The organism is Arenibacter sp. F26102 (assembly GCF_023015865.1).
Lineage (GTDB): Bacteria > Bacteroidota > Bacteroidia > Flavobacteriales > Flavobacteriaceae > Arenibacter.
Genome location: NZ_JALKBC010000001.1, coordinates 151,946 through 169,401, shown reverse-complemented (window position 1 = coordinate 169,401; position 17,456 = coordinate 151,946). Strand labels below are relative to the sequence as shown.

The following is a 17,456-nucleotide window of genomic DNA, read 5'->3' as shown; positions in this document are numbered from 1 at the left end:
ATGGGAACCGAACATTACATAGCGGAGCTGCTTTATAGATACAATTGTGTAATGGTGCCAGAATTTGGCGCTTTTTTAACGCAGATGAAATCTGCCGTTATCAATGATGGTACGAATTCATTTTACCCCCCTTCAAAAGTACTATCCTTCAATGAACAACTTACTTCCAATGACGGATTGTTGGTTTCTTATATGGCCGATGCCGAAAAGATGTCTTTTGAAGACATGCAAAAGCAAGTAGCCGCAGTATCCTTGAAATGGAAAAAACTTTTAAAGGAAGGAAATCGTTTGAGTCTACCCAACATTGGTGAACTTTGGTTGAACAAGGAAGGAAAAACCCAGTTTCAACCCTCCTATCAAGTAAATTACCTAACATCGTCCTTTGGTCTATCAACCTTTGTATCTACCCCAATTTCTAGGGAAGTTTTAAAGGAGGAAGTAATTGAATTGGAAGAAAAAATTCCATTTATGATTACTCCTGAAACTCGTAGGGAATCCTCCATTAGACCTTATTTAAAGTACGCAGCGGTAGTATTGCTGGCCATTGCCACCGGATTTACGGGATATCGCCTATATAATGAAAACGAGTCCAACCAAGAATTGGTAAGACAAGAGGCACACCAACAAGTTTCAAAAAACATTCAGGAAGCTACTTTTTTCAATACAGCTCCCTTAGAATTGCCCGCGGTTTCATTAAATGTCATTTCAGTCAAAAAAACTGGTGTTCACCAAGTAATTGCCGGTGCATTTAGAGTACAGGAAAATGCTGAAAAAAAGGTGCTTCAATTAAAAGAAAAAGGATACGATGCCTCTTATTTAGGGGTCAACCAATATGGTTTGCATATGGTTTCCTATGGCAGTTTTGATGACGCCAACGAAGCCCTAAAATATTTGCGGGAAATTAAAATCTCCGAAGCACCCGAAGCTTGGTTGCGCTCCGTAAAATAATTCCTTCCCTACTTTCTAGCTTAACAATACCAATGTATCTTTGCCCAAAATAAATTTATGGAGCCCAAGACGCCCAGTGAATCGCGTACCTTAATGACCGATATGGTCCTACCAAGTGAAACAAATCCTTTGAACAACCTGTTTGGAGGGGAATTATTGGCCAGAATGGATCGTGCCGCCAGTATTGCTGCCAGGCGACACAGCAGACGAATTACGGTCACCGCTTCCGTTAATCATGTAGCCTTTAATCAAGCCGTACCCGTAGGAAGTGTCGTAACGGTAGAAGCGGCCGTTTCCAGAGCATTCAGGACCTCTATGGAAGTATTTATAGACGTTTGGATGGAAGACCGATTTAATGGCGAGAAATCCAAGGTAAACGAGGCTATCTATACCTTTGTTGCTGTGGATGACAGTGGGAAGCCAACTGCTGTTCCTGAATTAAAACCTGAGTCTGAATTGGAAATACAGCGATTTGAAGCCGCCTTACGCAGAAAACAGCTTAGTTTAGTACTTGCTGGTAAGATGAAGCCCAAAGATGCCACTGAACTCAAGGCCCTTTTTATGGACTAAAAGTCGAAATTATTGGGGTCGGGACCAAATCGTTTTCCGCAATCCAATTGATCCAATTGTTTGACATCCTCTTGGGTGAGTTCAAAATTAAAAATATCGGCATTCCCCTTTATGCGTTCCTTTTTTGAAGATTTTGGAATGGTGACAACTCCTTTTTGCAAATTCCAGCGTAACACGACCTGGGCAATGGTCCTATTGTATTTTGCGGCTAGACTTTTCATTATATCCAATTCAAAAATATGCCCTTGCATTAAAGGGGACCAGGCCTCATACTGAATGGTATTTTTATTGCAAAAGTCAAGTAACTCCTGTTGTACCAAATACGGATGAAATTCCATTTGGTTAACCATAGGAACATATTTGGCAGAAGAAAGTAAATCCTCTAGATGATGTTGCATAAAATTACTTACTCCAATGGCCCTCACCCGCTTCTGCTCATATAAATATTCCATAGCGCGCCATGTATCCTTATATTTCCCCTTTACCGGCCAATGCACCAGGTAAAGATCCAGATAATCCACATTTAACCGTTTTAAACTGGCCTCGAAGGCATTTATGGTACTCTCATAACCCTGATCGCTATTCCAAACCTTGCTCACCACAAATATATCCTTGCGATCAACACCACTTTCCTTTATCCCTTTTCCAACCCCTTCTTCATTTTCATAAATGGAAGCAGTATCTATGTGCCGATACCCTGCTTCCAAAGCCCATTTTACGGCATTGACAACTTCTTTGCCATCCTCGCTCAAATATACGCCTAAACCAAAATATGGCATTTTAACACCATTGTTTAAAGTAAATGTTCCTTTTAAATCGGTTAAATTTTTCAATTTCTTTATTTTATAATTGATAGATCCACTCCTCTGGATTAAGTCGGGTAGTATCCTTATAGAGATAGAACTTTAATTGGGTAGTGCCACTGGATTTGCTAGTGTATATATCTCCCAAATCCGACTTTATATTCACTTTATCACCCTTCTTTACATAAACTCTGGAGAGGTTGTAATAAGTACTTATATAATTTCCATGTTTTATTTGCACCCCCTTATTGCCGCCGGGAACAGAAAGTATGGCAATAACTTCACCTTCAAAAATAGACCTCGCCTTTGAACCCTCATCAGTGGCAATAATAACTCCGTTGCTTTCGTGCTTTATCCCTGGATATACGGCATCGTTATAAACACCAAAACCCTGTCTTTTAATTCCCTTTTCTACGGGCCAAATGAGTTTTCCCTTGTTGGCCGAAAAATTATTGGCCACAATGGTAGCCTCAGGAGTCAAAACAAACTTACTACTGCTTGCCGAGATGCTACTGGTAGATTTTCCGGCAGCCTTATTGGATGCCGCAATAGCACTTCTAATCAAGCTTTCAATTTGTTCATCGATCCTCTTGGCCTCCTTCTTCTTCTTATCGATAGCCGCTGCATATTTACTTTCGTTCTGCCGTATACTTTTAAGTAATTCCTTTTGGGACTGAATCTCCTTGTACAATTGATTCTTGATCTGTGTATTTTCAGTCACCAATTTATCCTTCTCCTTCCGCTGCTCCGAAAGATCCTTATTTAACTGGGTTAACTCGTCCGTTTTGGCCACAATTTGTTCTCCCTGCTCCTTTCTATACTGGGTGTATTGCTTCATATACTGAAAACGCTTGAACGCCTGAAGGAAATTCTCCGAGGACAAAAGGAACATTAAACGACTTTGTCCGGATTTATTCTGATAGGATTTTTGGATCATATTACCGTATTCCTCCTTAAGAAAGGCAAGGTCATTACGCAGTTTCCCAATGTTCCTGATATTGGTATTTATTTGTCTGTTGAGTAAGTTGGACTGTTGATTAGTAACCCTGATCAATTGCTGGCGGACGTTGATTTTTTGGTCCATAGCCTCCATTTGTTCCAAGACATTTCCCTTTTCCTTTTTCTCGGCAAACAATAATCGGTTAATTTCAGATATTTCCTTTTGAAGCTGTTCCCGTTTAGATTCCAATGCCTTCTGTTCATTGGTCTGGGCCAAGGTAACATTGCCCAAAAGAATGAACATAACTAAAAGAAAATAAACTATATAAGAATTATTACTTCCCATATTAATTTAATACTATTTCTTTAAAACCATTTGGTATATTATAAGGAAAGTTCAATGCTCTATTAAACTCCATATTTCTAAATTCGACAGTTATATTGTTGGTATGGTCCCCATCCAGCGCCATAATATCTATCTCCCCAGGCAAAATCCATTTATTAACCTTTTGATAGTTCTTATAGCTTATTTCCAGCATACGTTTTTCCCAAGGTTGGGATAACTGCTGGGTGGCCATTTTATAATTCATTGGTTCAATTTGAAACAGTGTTTTAAATAACTCACCAGCCTTTTTTGGCTTTAATTGATAATTGTCATTGGAGATAGCCATTGTATACTTTTCCTCCCTTAAATCGAAAAGAGCCTCCCCCAAAAGAAGATTTTGTACTTTTTGAAAATCGAGATCTGTTCCCAACAATTGACTTAAATAAGAGAAATTTCCGTCAAAATATTCGTTGTCCATCTTATTATAAAACGACACTCGCTCAGGGGTAATGTATGCCTTTACAATTCCCAATGGAGCACTCAGCCATATCGCCTTATCCTTTTCCATTCTTAGATTTACACTAACACTTTGGGTAGTCTCGCCATCCGAATAGTCTATTCTCATCCTACCACTTAAAGTCTTAAAACTCAAATGGGAGTAATAATGGTTCCTAATGACGGCCTTTGCCGACAAATTCTCATCCACTGCACCGCTTTTGACTACGCTGGTGGACTTACACGAAAACACAATGACTACAAGAATGCAAAGCACGGCCCATTTTTGAAGCTTATTTATACTGTTTATCATAGTTTTATGACCCGGATTTAATTTTACTAAGATACATATTTGCCTTGGAAGAATTTCCCAAAGCCTTGTTAGCATCCACTAATTCTTTATACATCTTATTCGCTAGCTCAGGGTCGTCCAATAAATAATCCAATCCCGACTCCAAAATGGCAATGGCCTCCTTAAATTTCCCTGTCTTGTTTAGAGCAAGCCCATAGGTGAAATAAAAGTAGGGTTGGGTCGGAAAGCTTTCCATAGCTTCCTCACTTACGGATGCAGCACTCTTAAAGTCGCTCTTTGCTAAAAAATCGGCAATAATGGATTCATAATTGTTAATAGGGTTTTCCAGTTCGACTTTTACCACCAAGGTATCTCCTTCATTTTCAATTACTTCCCTGGCTTTAATGGAATCATTGATTTTTGAAGTAAGTTGCTTCGAAAATGGCGATATTTTCATACCGTTAAGTATTTTTAAAGCCTCGTCATAGTTCTGCCGCCCATAATAGATCAGCGCTAGATTTTCCCTAAGCCTGGCATCATTATATGGAATTTTATCCTTCACCATATCTATGGTAGCCCCTTGTGGTTGCATTATGTTCATCAAGGTATTCAACACCCAATAATTTTCCGGCCGGGCAACTAAGGCGGAAATACCATATTGCTGCGCCAGTACATACTTTTTCGAAGCCAAATAAGCCTTTGACAGTTCGTGGTCGATTACTGAATTATTTGGATCCAAACGTTTACATTCCAATAGAAGGTTTGCTGCCCTATCGTAGTTCTCTATTCCCTTTTGCTTTAATGCTTCAAAGAATTTTTCTTGAAACTCATCGGTATATTCCTCCAAAAAAACCTCTGAACTTTCCTCCACCTTCAGCTCATCTTCCTGGGCACACATAAGCTCTGGGACTAAAAATAATCCCATGGTAAAAAGTAATATGCAAAAGTTTTTAATCATATCGAAATATCCCTCTAATTGGAAACAGACTTAAGCTTCGATGCAAATAACAAACCTCCAGCCACAACTACCCAAACACCTCGATTGTCCCGAACAGCGAACAATCCTTAAATGTAGGATACGCAAAGGTTCATTAAAATTAATGATAAAGCTAGATTCTACCTTGTTTTGGTAAAGAGAATTTATTTTACCCCCGTACTGCCAAAACCTCCTTCACCCCTCGAGGTTTCCGAAAGCTCCTCGACCTCGTTCCACTCCGCTCTCTCGTGTTTAGCAATAACCAACTGTGCTATGCGCTCACCATTTTCAATGGTAAATGCTTCGTTGGATAGGTTTATCAGGATTACCCCAACCTCCCCTCTATAGTCCGCATCAACCGTGCCAGGAGCATTTAGTACGGTAATGCCTTTTTTGGCTGCCAACCCGCTCCGCGGCCTTACCTGAGCCTCAAAACCTATGGGAAGCTCCAGGAAAAGTCCGGTTTTAACAATGGTTCTTTCCATGGGTTGCAATACTATGGATTCGGTAAGATTAGCCCTTAAATCCATCCCAGCGGAAGCCAAGGTTTCATAACTGGGCAATACGTGAGCCGATTTATTGATGATTTTTATAGTCATTTTCTTAAGAATATTTGTTTGAGTTTATCACTTTCAAGCCGATACACAATGCCCAAAAATAAAATAAAGAATATACTTCCAATTATTAAATTACGATCGAAGACGTAAAATGACAACATGGAAAATAGGATGGAGACCCCTAGATAAAAAATAATTTTTCTATGGTTGTACGGAATAGGGTAATACATTCTTCCAAAAAAGAAAGACAGGATTACCATAGATCCATAGGCAACCAAAGTAGCCACAGCAGAAGCCACATATCCAAAATACGGAATAAATGCAAAATTAATAATAATCGTCAGTACAGCCCCGATCAGGGAGATATAGGCTCCAAACTTGGTCCGATCCGTAACCTTGTACCACACCGATAGATTGTGATAGATCCCCAGACAAAAGCTGGCCAAAATAATAATGGGCACCACTGACATGGCCTCCCAATAGTCCGAATTGGGAACAATGATCAGTTTGAGCAAATCAGCAAAGACCACAACAGAAAGTAAAATAACGCTCCCCAGGATTACAAAATAATTTGTAATCTGCGCATAGGCCTTTTGCGGGTTATCACTTTTGGAGTGACTAAAAAAGAAGGGCTCTATACCCATCCTAAAAGCTGTAGCAAATAAGGTCATAAACAAAGTGAGTTTATAACAAGCCGAATATTTTCCAATCTCGCTCTCGGCAATATCGTTTGGCAAAAGCCAATCCAACATAATTCGATCAAATACTTCATTGATGGTAAAGGCAATACCCGCTATTAAAACAGGAGCAGCATATTTCATCATGCTGGTCCATATGATCCTGTCAAAAACATAAGGCCTTCTTAGATAGAGGCGCAACATCAATAAAAGGGTTGTAATGCTAGAAATAAGCATAGAAATAAAGATGTAGGAGATTTCAAAGTTAGGCTTGTAAAGACCACTTAAAAGCGAATCTGGATTGCTTTCCGCCACTATTGGAAGAACTATCAGAAAAAAACAGTTCAGTCCTAGGTTTATTACCACATTGGCAATCTTGACCAAGGCATATCGCATTGGTTTTTCATTGGCCCGTAACCACGAAAACGGAATGATTACCAAGGCATCCAACACAAGAATCAATATGGCATAGGTGATAAATTGTGGATCTATATCACTTACAGTTGAAATAGCCCCTTTAAATATAAAAGCTATAAGCATAAAAATAAAGGAAGAGGCCCCAATGGATATTAAGGAGGTGGTGACAACAGTTTTCTTGTTCAAAGTGGTATCGTGGTAAAAACGGAAAAAGGCCGTTTCCATACCATAAGCAAGTAACACATTAAAAATCGCAAACCATGCAAAAATAATGGAAACCTCTCCGTATCCATCGGTGGGGAGAACAGTGACATATAAAGGCGTTAAAAGAAACGATAGCATTCTGGGCAATACCGTAGCCAAGCCATAGATAAACGTCTGTTTAAATAGTTTTTTAAGTGGATTCAAAGAAATCTATGAATTAGCTTTAAAATTAGGCATTTAATCAATGCGGGCAAAGTTAGTTAATTAGCTTATTCGGTAAATAGCGATTCCATATTCTTTATAAATATAAAAGCCCCACATTCCTGTGAGGCTTCTTATAAAATTTTCTTTCCGCAAAAAAAAGGGAAAAATAGATACTACTTAGTTGTTCAACGCTTCAGCACGGTTGAATTTGGCTTCGCTTGCGCTGCGCCTAATTATTCAGAGCCTCCGCATAGTTGAAATTTGACTCCGCTTTCGCTGCGCCTAATTGTTCAACGCTTCCGCATAGTTGAAATTTGGCTCCGCTTTCGCTGCGCCTAATTGTTCAACGCTTCAGCTCCACCAACAATTTCTAAAATTTCACCGGTGATGGCGGCCTGTCTTGCTTTGTTGTAAGTAAGTTTTAACTGATTTCTTAAGTCCGTAGCGTTGTCCGTTGCTTTGTGCATTGCGGTCATACGGGCTCCGTGCTCACTGGCAAAAGAATCGCGTATACCTTTATACAATTGTGTTTTTAATGATTTAGGAATCAATTGCTCTACAATCTCAGCTTTGGAAGGCTCAAAAATATAGTCAGCAGAAGAATTGGCTCCGCCTTCTACCGGAACAATTGGTAAAAATTGCTCTGTCATCACTATTTGTGTAGCCGCATTCTTGAATTTGTTATAAACAATATCAATTTTGTCATAGGCTCCTGTAGTAAACAGATCCATTAGTTCCTCGGCTATGACAGCAACATTATCGAAAGTTAAATCATCGTATACCGCACTATGGTTGGCGATTACCTTATTCTTTTTCTTTAAAATATCATTGGCCTTTTTACCGATAGCAACAAAATCCACTTGTTTGCCAGCATAGGTACTCTTGGCCAAAAGAACACTTTGTTTTAAGATGTTCGTATTAAAGGCACCACATAAACCGCGATTAGAGTTTATAGCAACTATCAAAACCTTTTTTACTTCACGATTATCTGCAAACTTGCTTCCAGAATCTTCATCCAGACTAGCGCTTAGACTTTGCAATAGCTCCGATAATTTGTCAGAATAAGGACGCATTGCGGTAATGGCATCCTGGGCCTTCTTCAATTTAGCCGCAGATACCATTTTCATGGCACTGGTAATCTGCATCGTTGAAGATACTGAAGCAATTCTATTTCGTATTTCTTTTAAATTGGCCATAGGCTCCACTTAAGCTCCCCAAGGAGAGGAATACTGTGTTATACAATCATTTATTCAATTCTTTTCAGTTTTCCAGATCTGGAAAACTGAAAAGATAACTTTATTAATATTTTGCGGATAAATCTTTGGCCACAGAGGACAAAACATCTATTACTTCATCCGTTAACTTACCGGCCTTAAGTTGATCCAATACGTCTCTGTGCTTAGCGTTCAAGAACTCGATATAATCCCTTTCAAATTCCTTAACTTTCTCAACAGGAACTTTGTTCAATAGGTTTTTGGAACCAGCGTAGATAATGGCTACCTGATCTTCCACCGTAAAAGGATCGTTCTGCGCCTGCTTTAGAATTTCAACATTCCTACGACCTTTTTCAATAACATTCAATGTTGCGGCATCCAAATCTGACCCGAACTTGGCAAAAGCTTCCAATTCACGGAATTGTGCCTGATCCAGTTTTAAGGTACCAGCTACCTTTTTCATTGATTTTATCTGAGCATTACCCCCAACACGCGATACTGAAATACCAACGTTGATCGCTGGACGTACCCCTTGGTTGAAAAGATCTTGTGTTAAGAAAATCTGTCCGTCCGTAATAGAAATTACGTTGGTAGGAATATAAGCGGAAACATCACCTGCCTGAGTTTCAATAATCGGCAAAGCCGTTAAAGATCCTCCTCCTTTTACCAATGGCTTCAATACCTCTGGCAAATCGTTCATATTCTTGGCGATAGTATCATCTGCAATTACTTTTGCGGCACGCTCCAATAATCTGGAGTGAAGGTAAAATACATCTCCAGGATAAGCCTCACGTCCCGGTGGGCGTCTTAACAATAAAGATATCTCACGATAGGCAACTGCTTGTTTTGATAAATCATCATAGATTATCAAAGCTGGTCTACCAGTATCCCTAAAATATTCACCGATAGCGGCTCCTGCAAATGGTGCGTATACCTGCATGGAAGCAGGATCGGAAGCATTTGCGGCAACAATGGTCGTATATGCCAAAGCACCGGCATCTTCCAATGTTTTTGCAATGTTTGCTACCGTAGAGGCCTTTTGGCCTATGGCAACATATATACAATAAACAGGTTTCCCTGCATCGTAAAATTCTTTTTGATTCAAAATGGTATCCACACAAACGGTAGTCTTACCAGTCTGACGGTCACCAATAACCAACTCACGTTGACCCCTACCAACAGGAATCATGGCATCGATAGCCTTTATTCCAGTTTGCAATGGCTCTGTCACCGGCTGACGGAAAATAACCCCGGGCGCCTTACGCTCCAACGGCAATTCATATAATTCACCTGTTATTGGTCCTTTACCATCTATAGGAGCTCCCAATGTATCTACAACACGACCTACAATACCTTCACCAACTTTAATGGAGGCAATAGTCTGGGTACGTTTTACAACCGATCCTTCCTTTATATTTCTGGATGGACTCAACAATACCACACCAACATTATCCTCTTCCAAGTTAAGAACGATCCCTTGAAGTCCACCTTCAAATTCTACCAATTCTCCGTATTGGACATTAGATAATCCATAAACCCTAGCGATACCATCACCTACTTGTAGAACGGTACCTACCTCGTTTAATGAAGCTGATGCTTCAAACCCCGATAATTGCTTCTTTAATATTGCTGATACTTCAGCGGCTTTTACTCCTGCCATTTGTTATAGATATAAGATTAGGACCACATTGAAACCCAACATTGTCCAAAAAAATTATTTATAGACTATTTGTAAACTCTCTTTTTAAATTACTTAATTTGTTGGCTATACTTGCATCATACTGCAAATCCCCAACTCGCAAAATAAACCCTCCAATAATGCTCTCATCCACTTTATTCTCTATGGTAGATTCATTACCGGTAAGCTGAACCACTTTGCTCAATATTTTTTTCTCAAGTTCAGCACTCAGTGGAACCGCGGTAGTAACCATGGCAACACCCTGACCCTTTCTTACTTCATTTAAAATGATGAACTTCTCGGCTACGTCGTTCAGAATTGAAATTCTCTTATTATCCAACAGTGTGGAAATAAGTCCCTCTGTAACTGAATCGCTACCCTTGAAGATTTCGGATAAGGCCTTCTTTTTAAGTTCGCCTTTTAAAACTGGGCTTCCCAACATTTCTTGAAGTTCGGCACTACCAGTTATGGTAGACAATATACTCCGAAAATCCTTTTCCACCTGTTCGGTAGCCTTATTCTCTACCGCCAAGTCCAATACTGCCTTTGCGTAACGTACGGCTGCTCTAGCTTCGTTCATATTTCAATCCCTAATTTAGCTTGATATCCCCAATCATTTCCTCGACCAACTTTAACTGCTTGGCCTGGTCGGAAAACTGTCCTTTAATAACCTTTTCCGCAATTTCCAGGGATAGGGTAGCTACTTCATTCTTTATATCGGCTACGGCAGCTTTCTTTTCGCTTTCAATAGCAACTTGAGCTTGCTTGATCATTTTATCAGCCTCGGCCTGTGCCAAATCTTTGGCATCAGAAACCATCTTCTCTTTCATTTCGCGGGCCTCTTTGATCATGGCCTCACGCTCTCCACGTGCCTCTTGCAAAAGACGCTCGCTATCGGCAGTAACATTTTGCATTTCCTTTTTAGCATTTTCAGCTGCGGCCAAAGCGTCCTTAATTCCTGATTCCCGATCCTCTACGGCATCAAGAATAGGTTTCCACGCAAATTTACGCAACAAAAGAAGCACTGCTATAAATAATAACAATTGCCAAAAAAACAACCCAAATGAAAACTGCTCTATTAATTTTTCCATGTCCTAATATATGAAATGTAAACGTTTAATTTTTAATTGTAAAAGAACAGCTATAACCAACCGTTATAGCTGTTGCTTTGTTTTGTTTGATTAAGATGCGAAAAGCGCAGCAAAACCAATACCTTCGATAAGTGCAGCAGCAATCAACATTGCTGTTTGAATCTTACCTGAAGCTTCTGGTTGACGAGCGATGGCATCCATAGCAGAACCACCAATTTTACCAATACCTAAACCAGCACCGATAACGATCAAACCAGCTCCTACAATAGTTGGGATTTCCATAATATATATAATTAATTATTAAACATTCTACTTATTAGTGATCATGATGTTCCTCAACGGCCGACCCAAAATATAGAGCGGACAACATCGTAAAAATATAGGCCTGTAAAGCCGCTACCAACAATTCCAACAAAGAAAGTGCAAATGCCAAACCAAATGACAATGGACTTCCAATCCAGTTTTTGAAGATAAACATCATTCCCAAAATACTCATTAAAACCACGTGACCTGCCGTGATGTTCGCATACAAACGAATCATTAAGGAGAATGGCTTAATAAAAGTCCCCAAAAGTTCTATCGGCGCCAGGACAATCTTCATAAATACAGGTACATCCGGCATCCAAAAAATATGTTTCCAGTAATTCTTGTTTGCGGTAAACGTAGTAATCAAATAGGTAAGGATTGCCAAAGCAAAAGTTACCGCTATATTATTGGTAACGTTAACCCCAAGTGGAGTAAGCCCCAAAAGATTAATGATCCAAATAAAGAAAAACACAGTAAGCAAATAGCTCATGTATTTCTTGTAATGCTTTTTTCCAATATTTGGAATAGCAATATCATCACGAATATATAGTATAATAGGCTCCAATAAGCGCCCTATGCCCTTTGGCATAGCACTGGTCTTGTAAGACTTGGCCATTCTTGCGAATAAGAACAACATAAGGGCAGACACCAAAAATATGAAAACAACATTTTTTGTAATGGAGAAATCCAAAGGTTTTACATTGGTTGCATGGTGGGCATCATCGTAATTGATGGTCCCTTCGGCATCAGTCTTTACAATTTTACCATGGTATAGGGCATAATAATTTCCGTCCACTTCTGCCACGGATTCCCCGTGGTGAAATTTTGAGGAAGAAAACACTTTTAGACCGTTATCCCATAAAATTACAGGCAACGGAAAACCAACGTGCTCATTATTTTCCTCATCTATGGTAAAAAGGGTGAAATCGTGGGAATCCAACAAGTGATGCCCAATAAATTCCTTTATCTCGGATTTTAGACTTCCTTCTTCTTTGCTGGATGAATGGTCCTTTTCCTGTGCGAAAGCATTGATACCCAGAAGAAGTGTAACAACTAAAAGAACTTTAACGTAAAATGGTTTTTGCATATCGCTTAAAATATCGGTCTCAAAAAATCCGTGCAAATGTACGCTTTTATCTCAAAAAGAAAAAAGCATTAAACGGTTTATTTTAGACCATTATTTAAAAGCAGTTCAGAAAACAAAATTGAAGCTAACTATTTAACATTCTGGCAGTAAACAAAGTTTCCAAAAGAAGGCATAGGAAATAGGGAACAAAAAAAGATGTAAACTCCAAGGATTCCATGTTACCATCCGCATTGTAGAACGGATAAAAAGCGATGAAGAAAAATAAAAACTTGAGCATACTTCCTCCGAGAAAAAGAAATCCAATTTGGTCTCTGTATTTAACCCGAAACCAATAAAGCGCAGAAAAAATGATCAAGGCCAGTACCATATTCAGCAAATAGGCCAAAACAATCATATGGTCGAACAAGGGAAAACCCAGTATATAAAGTACCAGTACGTGAAGGCAAAACACCAAAAGGCTCAAAAGAACCAAGGAAAGGTAAAAGGTAAACAGTAATTTATGCTTGGACATTAATATTTTATGCGTTTTAACTGCTGTAAAACCAAATAAATTGCAACGGCGACCCCCAATAGAGTAAGCACAATAAGAAAGGTCTTGGATTCCATTTCAAAATAGTCATCCAACCATTTTCCTCCCTTGGCCGATAGAAAAATAATTCCGCCCATTTCCAAAGCAATGCCAGACAGCAAGGCCGCATTTTTTAAACCGTTGTTTTTTTTAGGAGGCTTTTGCTGGTTCATTGGAAGTTACTGAATGTTTCGTTGGTGTATTTACAGAACTCTTACCCTCTTTACCCTTCATTGTACAGGCAGCGTTAAAAGTGGCACCAGGTTCCACAGCTAATTTGGATACCGTTACAGTACCCTCGATAACAGCAGAAGACTTTAGGGACAAAAGATCGGAGACAATCAATTCTCCATTAAAATTACCCTCAATATCGGCATTGACACATTCCACTTTACCATGAATATAACCATCGATGCCGATGACCACTTTTCCTGAAGTTTTTACATTGCCGTCCAATTTTCCATCGATCCTAAAATCCGCTTCGGAGACAATGTCACCTTTGATTCTAGTATTTTTTTCAATTCTGTTGGGTTGTCCGCCTAATTCTGTCATAACACGAGGTTTTTTGTTATCTGAAAACATTTTGTAAAGGTTTTGGGGTTTACTGTTGAGCTTTATAAGCTGCTATATTTTTATGAACTTGTATTATTTTATAGTTGTTAGATAAAATTACGAAATTCTCATCATCGATCCGGTAATCCTTGTTGTTTTTTATCAATTCGGCGTAACCTAAGGCAAAGTCCTTGGATTTAAAACCATGAACCACCACAAACTGATCTTCAAGGTTATAAATATCTTTTGAAACCTTGTTTTTATATTTGAGTTCACTTATAGATTTTTCCAAAAGTTCCTTTAACCTAAGAGCCTTTTTATCGTCCCTAATTTTAAGTGGAAAGACTACTTTCCAATTTCCAGAACCTGTAGATCCGGTTTCGACAGAAAAAACCTTGGGCTCCAGCTTTGGCAATTGTTCGGCCACCATAGTCTGTGCCTTTTTCCCCTCCGGGTTATTGGGATAGTTTAGGGCTACATAATTTAAGGCTTCCTTAAAATCATCGAATCCCTGAAGCCTACCAATGGCATTTGCCTTCAGCATTTCAAATTTTGGAACAATGGGATCGCCGGTATAGGTACTAATATTTTCCTCTGCCCCGGTAATTACTTGTAAAAACTCCTGATTCTGGAATTGTTTGTACAATCTCTGGTACTTGGCATCCGGGCTATCCGCGCTACCTGTTAAAACGGCTTGAGGGTTTAGAAGGATTTCTGCATATCTGGACTCGGGATGATTCTTAATAATATCGTACCTCATATCAGTTGCCAAGGCACTACCAGATTGCTCATATATCTTGTACAGGTTGTATTTTGATGGAATTACCAACCTTTCTTCCGGATTGGATGCCAGAACACTTTCCAATTTACCGGCTGCCAGAAGATTCTCCTTGAATTTTTCCTTATAGATCAAGCCTAATTGATAATTGGCAAAGTTACGTTCGGTTTTTAAACTGTCTATCACTTTGGAATCTGTAGGTATTTGATCTAAATAAAATTCAATACTGTATTTTTGATCCTCTCCCACGGCAGCCAAATTGTTCACCCCTGAATTGGCTAAATTGCCGGCAGTTGCTTCAATATTTTGCGATTTAACCTTATTGGACCATCGCCAATCATCCTCTAAACTTCGCTTCCCCCATCTAGTTTTAAAATCGTTCTTTCCATACCCCAATGCCGTTATATTATAAAAATAAAACTTGCCCTTGTTCTCCTTGCCTCCCTTGCTTTTACTAAAGGCTGCAAAACCTGCATTGGCCATACTTTCCTCCTTCTTTTTATCTTTCTCGGCAACCTCCTTTAATTGGGCAATATGAGCCTCAAAATACTTTACCCTGTCCTCAATGGAAAACTCATAAAGAGTAATTACGCTATCGGTATACTGAGCCACCTCTTCATACTTTATTACATCTTCCAAATTGTCCAGCTTCTTTTTAACCTCCCTGAACTTTTTGGTATTCTCATTTAAATTCTGCAACACACTATCATAATATGCTCCGGAAGCCTTATAACCATTCTGGTCAAAATTATAGATCGCCAAGTTTTCGTAGTTCAAAGCGTTCAATTGTGGCATATTCTGAGTGGCGCGAATGGATTTGTTATAATAGACCAAGGCCAGACTATCGGATTTAGTGGCCAAATGATATTCGGCCACCTGACGGTATATTTTGTTCAGGAAAGGTCTATTTTCCCTGTCCTCTTCCAATTCCGTAAGGTACTCATACATTTCCTCCCTATTGTCATTGGTAAGTTCGGTGTTCTGAATCTTTTGTAGGTGGGCATTGATCATATATGCCCTAGGTGATTTCCTATTCAGGGCAATTACCTTGTCAAAGGCATAATTGGCACTGTCCTTATGTCCCAATTGATTGAACAATTGACCAATGATATATAAATAACGACCTTTTTCTGGACTCTTTTTGGTGTAGACCGAAGCAATCTTTAATTGCTGAATGGCCGTATCCTGTATTTTTAGGTTGATATAAGCCTGACCCATCATGGCACGGGCATCAGCGTATTCCTGATCGCTTAAACGCTCCTGTTTTATTAGTCGCCTTAAATTCTTCAGCGCAAGTTCCTCATTTTCCAAACGAATATTAACCTTCTCCCTCCAAATAGTGGCTTCGTTCAGCTTATCGCTCTGTGTATATTTATTTAGTATATAATTGAAGGATTCCAAGGCGGGCATATAACGCTGGTCAAAGTACCTGGCCTTCCCCAACAGTAAAAAGGCTTCATCGGTCTGAGGGTTGCGCTCCTCATCCTTAATATCCATACTGTGTTTTTGTATGGCTTTGGTAGCCTTTTCCTCGGCTATAAGAAAATTAGGGTTGTTGTCTTCGGAATCCAACTTTATGTCCTCGGTGACCTCCAGCCGCTCTACGGGCAATATTTCCCAGTAATTATCCTGATAAACGGCATTGAGTTCCTCGCGCCCTTCCTCAAAAGCAATATTACCGTTATACAGGGTATTATACTTGGTGTTAAGGGCGTGCCAATTACGATTTAAAAGGGCGTCTTTCTTGGTGGAACAGGCGTTAAAAACCATTCCTCCAAAAACAACTGAAAATATAAGTCTATTGCGAAGCTTCAAAATTCTATGTATTCGTACGTATCCTTAACTTAAAAACGACGAGAATATTATGCAGTTGGTCGATAAAAACCAGATTATTTTTAGTTGAAGGAGTATTCCAGACCAGCCCAAAGAAATGATCAGGGGGCAAAATACTTGGTAAAAACGACAACTTCCGATTGGAATGTAGAAACGGGCTCTAAATCATATTATTGGCAGATGGAGCAAACAGCATTGATTGATTGATTTATTTGGCTATCAGAGCTCCAATATTATTATCCCCCAAAAAAAACTTCCAACTCCTTTAGGGTTTCCTTAGAGGTCTGGATATCCTTAACCTGCTCCCCTTTGCTGAGCACCACAATTCGTTCACAAACCTCGGTAACATGGATTAGGTCATGACTGGATACCAAAACGGTCACTTCTTTACTGGCGGCCAATTCCCTTATAATCCCTTTTAGCCTTATTTGGGTAGTAGGGTCCAGATTGGCAAAAGGTTCATCCAAAATAATTACTTCAGGATTACCTATGAAAGAGGCTACAATACCGGCCTTTTTTTGATTTCCTTTGGACAGATCCCTAAGGTATTTTTTCTGTCCCAAGATTTCCCCATGAAAAAAATCCGTAAACCCGGCCAACAGATTGTCTACATCCGCCTTGTTCTGACCACGCAGTTCCCCAATAAAATAGAAATATTCCTCCGGTGTTAAATACCCAATCAAAAAAGTCTCGTCAATAAAGGCCGAGGTAAAGGGTTTCCATGCCTCGCTGGCATCTACCTGAACCCCATTATTATTGATATGACCCGTAGTCGGCTGAATTAAATCGAGCATTAGACTAAAAAAAGTCGTCTTTCCAGCCCCATTATTTCCTACTAAACCAAAGCTCTCTCCTTTTGGGATTTCCAAATTCTCTATATTCAGCACTATGGATTCCCCGTACTTTTTTGTTAAGTTTTGGACTGTAATCATAGATATCTTT

19 protein-coding genes are annotated in these 17,456 nt (G+C 39.4%); 2 read left to right on the top strand and 17 right to left on the bottom strand.

The window, feature by feature from the left end; genetic code table 11:
• Positions 1-948 (top strand): SPOR domain-containing protein, encoded by a 948-nt coding sequence (locus MWU78_RS00650; RefSeq protein ID WP_246994014.1) that lies wholly within the window; start codon positions 1-3, stop codon positions 946-948.
• A 57-nt stretch (positions 949-1,005) separates the two neighbouring features.
• Positions 1,006-1,518 (top strand): acyl-CoA thioesterase, encoded by a 513-nt coding sequence (locus tag MWU78_RS00645; protein ID WP_246994012.1) that lies wholly within the window; start codon positions 1,006-1,008, stop codon positions 1,516-1,518.
• Here the strand turns inward: MWU78_RS00645 and MWU78_RS00640 are convergent.
• The 17 genes from MWU78_RS00640 to MWU78_RS00560 form a co-directional block, all read right to left on the bottom strand.
• On the bottom strand, positions 1,515-2,351 hold the full coding sequence (locus MWU78_RS00640; protein WP_281503777.1) for an aldo/keto reductase: 837 nt from the start codon (positions 2,349-2,351) through the stop codon (positions 1,515-1,517). The two genes, MWU78_RS00645 and MWU78_RS00640, sit on opposite strands and share 4 nt — an antisense overlap.
• A 10-nt stretch (positions 2,352-2,361) precedes the next feature.
• Entirely contained in the window at positions 2,362-3,606 is a 1,245-nt protein-coding gene (locus tag MWU78_RS00635; protein ID WP_246994010.1) for a peptidoglycan DD-metalloendopeptidase family protein, read from the bottom strand.
• A gap of 1 nt (position 3,607) precedes the next feature.
• A complete protein-coding gene (locus MWU78_RS00630; RefSeq protein ID WP_246994009.1) occupies positions 3,608-4,393 on the bottom strand; it encodes a DUF4292 domain-containing protein in 786 nt (261 codons plus the stop codon).
• A 4-nt stretch (positions 4,394-4,397) separates the two neighbouring features.
• Complete coding sequence (locus MWU78_RS00625) at positions 4,398-5,297, bottom strand: tetratricopeptide repeat protein (protein WP_246994007.1); 900 nt, start codon at positions 5,295-5,297, stop codon at positions 4,398-4,400.
• A 215-nt stretch (positions 5,298-5,512) separates the two neighbouring features.
• Complete coding sequence (gene dut / locus MWU78_RS00620) at positions 5,513-5,947, bottom strand: dUTP diphosphatase (RefSeq protein ID WP_246994004.1); 435 nt, start codon at positions 5,945-5,947, stop codon at positions 5,513-5,515.
• Entirely contained in the window at positions 5,944-7,407 is a 1,464-nt protein-coding gene (locus tag MWU78_RS00615; protein ID WP_246994002.1) for an oligosaccharide flippase family protein, read from the bottom strand. Before MWU78_RS00615 ends, dut begins: the two co-directional genes overlap by 4 nt.
• A gap of 335 nt (positions 7,408-7,742) precedes the next feature.
• The gene (gene atpG / locus MWU78_RS00610) at positions 7,743-8,603 is read right to left on the bottom strand and encodes an ATP synthase F1 subunit gamma (protein WP_246994000.1); all 861 of its coding nucleotides are present in this window, start codon (positions 8,601-8,603) and stop codon (positions 7,743-7,745) included.
• Between the two features lie 103 nt (positions 8,604-8,706).
• Positions 8,707-10,281: a F0F1 ATP synthase subunit alpha gene (gene atpA, locus MWU78_RS00605; RefSeq protein ID WP_246993998.1), complete on the bottom strand. Its 1,575-nt coding sequence runs from the start codon at positions 10,279-10,281 to the stop codon at positions 8,707-8,709.
• A 58-nt stretch (positions 10,282-10,339) separates the two neighbouring features.
• Positions 10,340-10,879: an ATP synthase F1 subunit delta gene (gene atpH, locus MWU78_RS00600; protein ID WP_246993996.1), complete on the bottom strand. Its 540-nt coding sequence runs from the start codon at positions 10,877-10,879 to the stop codon at positions 10,340-10,342.
• Between the two features lie 10 nt (positions 10,880-10,889).
• Positions 10,890-11,390, bottom strand: coding sequence for a F0F1 ATP synthase subunit B (locus MWU78_RS00595; protein ID WP_246993994.1), 501 nt, complete (start codon positions 11,388-11,390; stop codon positions 10,890-10,892).
• A 90-nt stretch (positions 11,391-11,480) separates the two neighbouring features.
• Positions 11,481-11,672, bottom strand: coding sequence for an ATP synthase F0 subunit C (gene atpE / locus MWU78_RS00590; protein WP_031446173.1), 192 nt, complete (start codon positions 11,670-11,672; stop codon positions 11,481-11,483).
• Between the two features lie 34 nt (positions 11,673-11,706).
• A complete protein-coding gene (gene atpB / locus MWU78_RS00585) occupies positions 11,707-12,783 on the bottom strand; it encodes a F0F1 ATP synthase subunit A (RefSeq protein WP_246994670.1) in 1,077 nt (358 codons plus the stop codon).
• A 124-nt stretch (positions 12,784-12,907) separates the two neighbouring features.
• Entirely contained in the window at positions 12,908-13,294 is a 387-nt protein-coding gene (locus MWU78_RS00580; RefSeq protein WP_246993992.1) for a hypothetical protein, read from the bottom strand.
• The gene (locus tag MWU78_RS00575) at positions 13,294-13,524 is read right to left on the bottom strand and encodes an AtpZ/AtpI family protein (RefSeq protein ID WP_246993990.1); all 231 of its coding nucleotides are present in this window, start codon (positions 13,522-13,524) and stop codon (positions 13,294-13,296) included. Before MWU78_RS00575 ends, MWU78_RS00580 begins: the two co-directional genes overlap by 1 nt.
• Positions 13,502-13,933 (bottom strand): polymer-forming cytoskeletal protein, encoded by a 432-nt coding sequence (locus MWU78_RS00570; RefSeq protein ID WP_246993988.1) that lies wholly within the window; start codon positions 13,931-13,933, stop codon positions 13,502-13,504. The genes MWU78_RS00575 and MWU78_RS00570 overlap by 23 nt, the downstream gene beginning before the upstream one ends.
• Positions 13,934-13,952: 19 nt before the next feature.
• A complete protein-coding gene (locus tag MWU78_RS00565; protein ID WP_246993986.1) occupies positions 13,953-16,496 on the bottom strand; it encodes a hypothetical protein in 2,544 nt (847 codons plus the stop codon).
• A gap of 254 nt (positions 16,497-16,750) precedes the next feature.
• Entirely contained in the window at positions 16,751-17,446 is a 696-nt protein-coding gene (locus tag MWU78_RS00560; RefSeq protein WP_246993984.1) for an ABC transporter ATP-binding protein, read from the bottom strand.
• Positions 17,447-17,456: the final 10 nt, after the last annotated feature.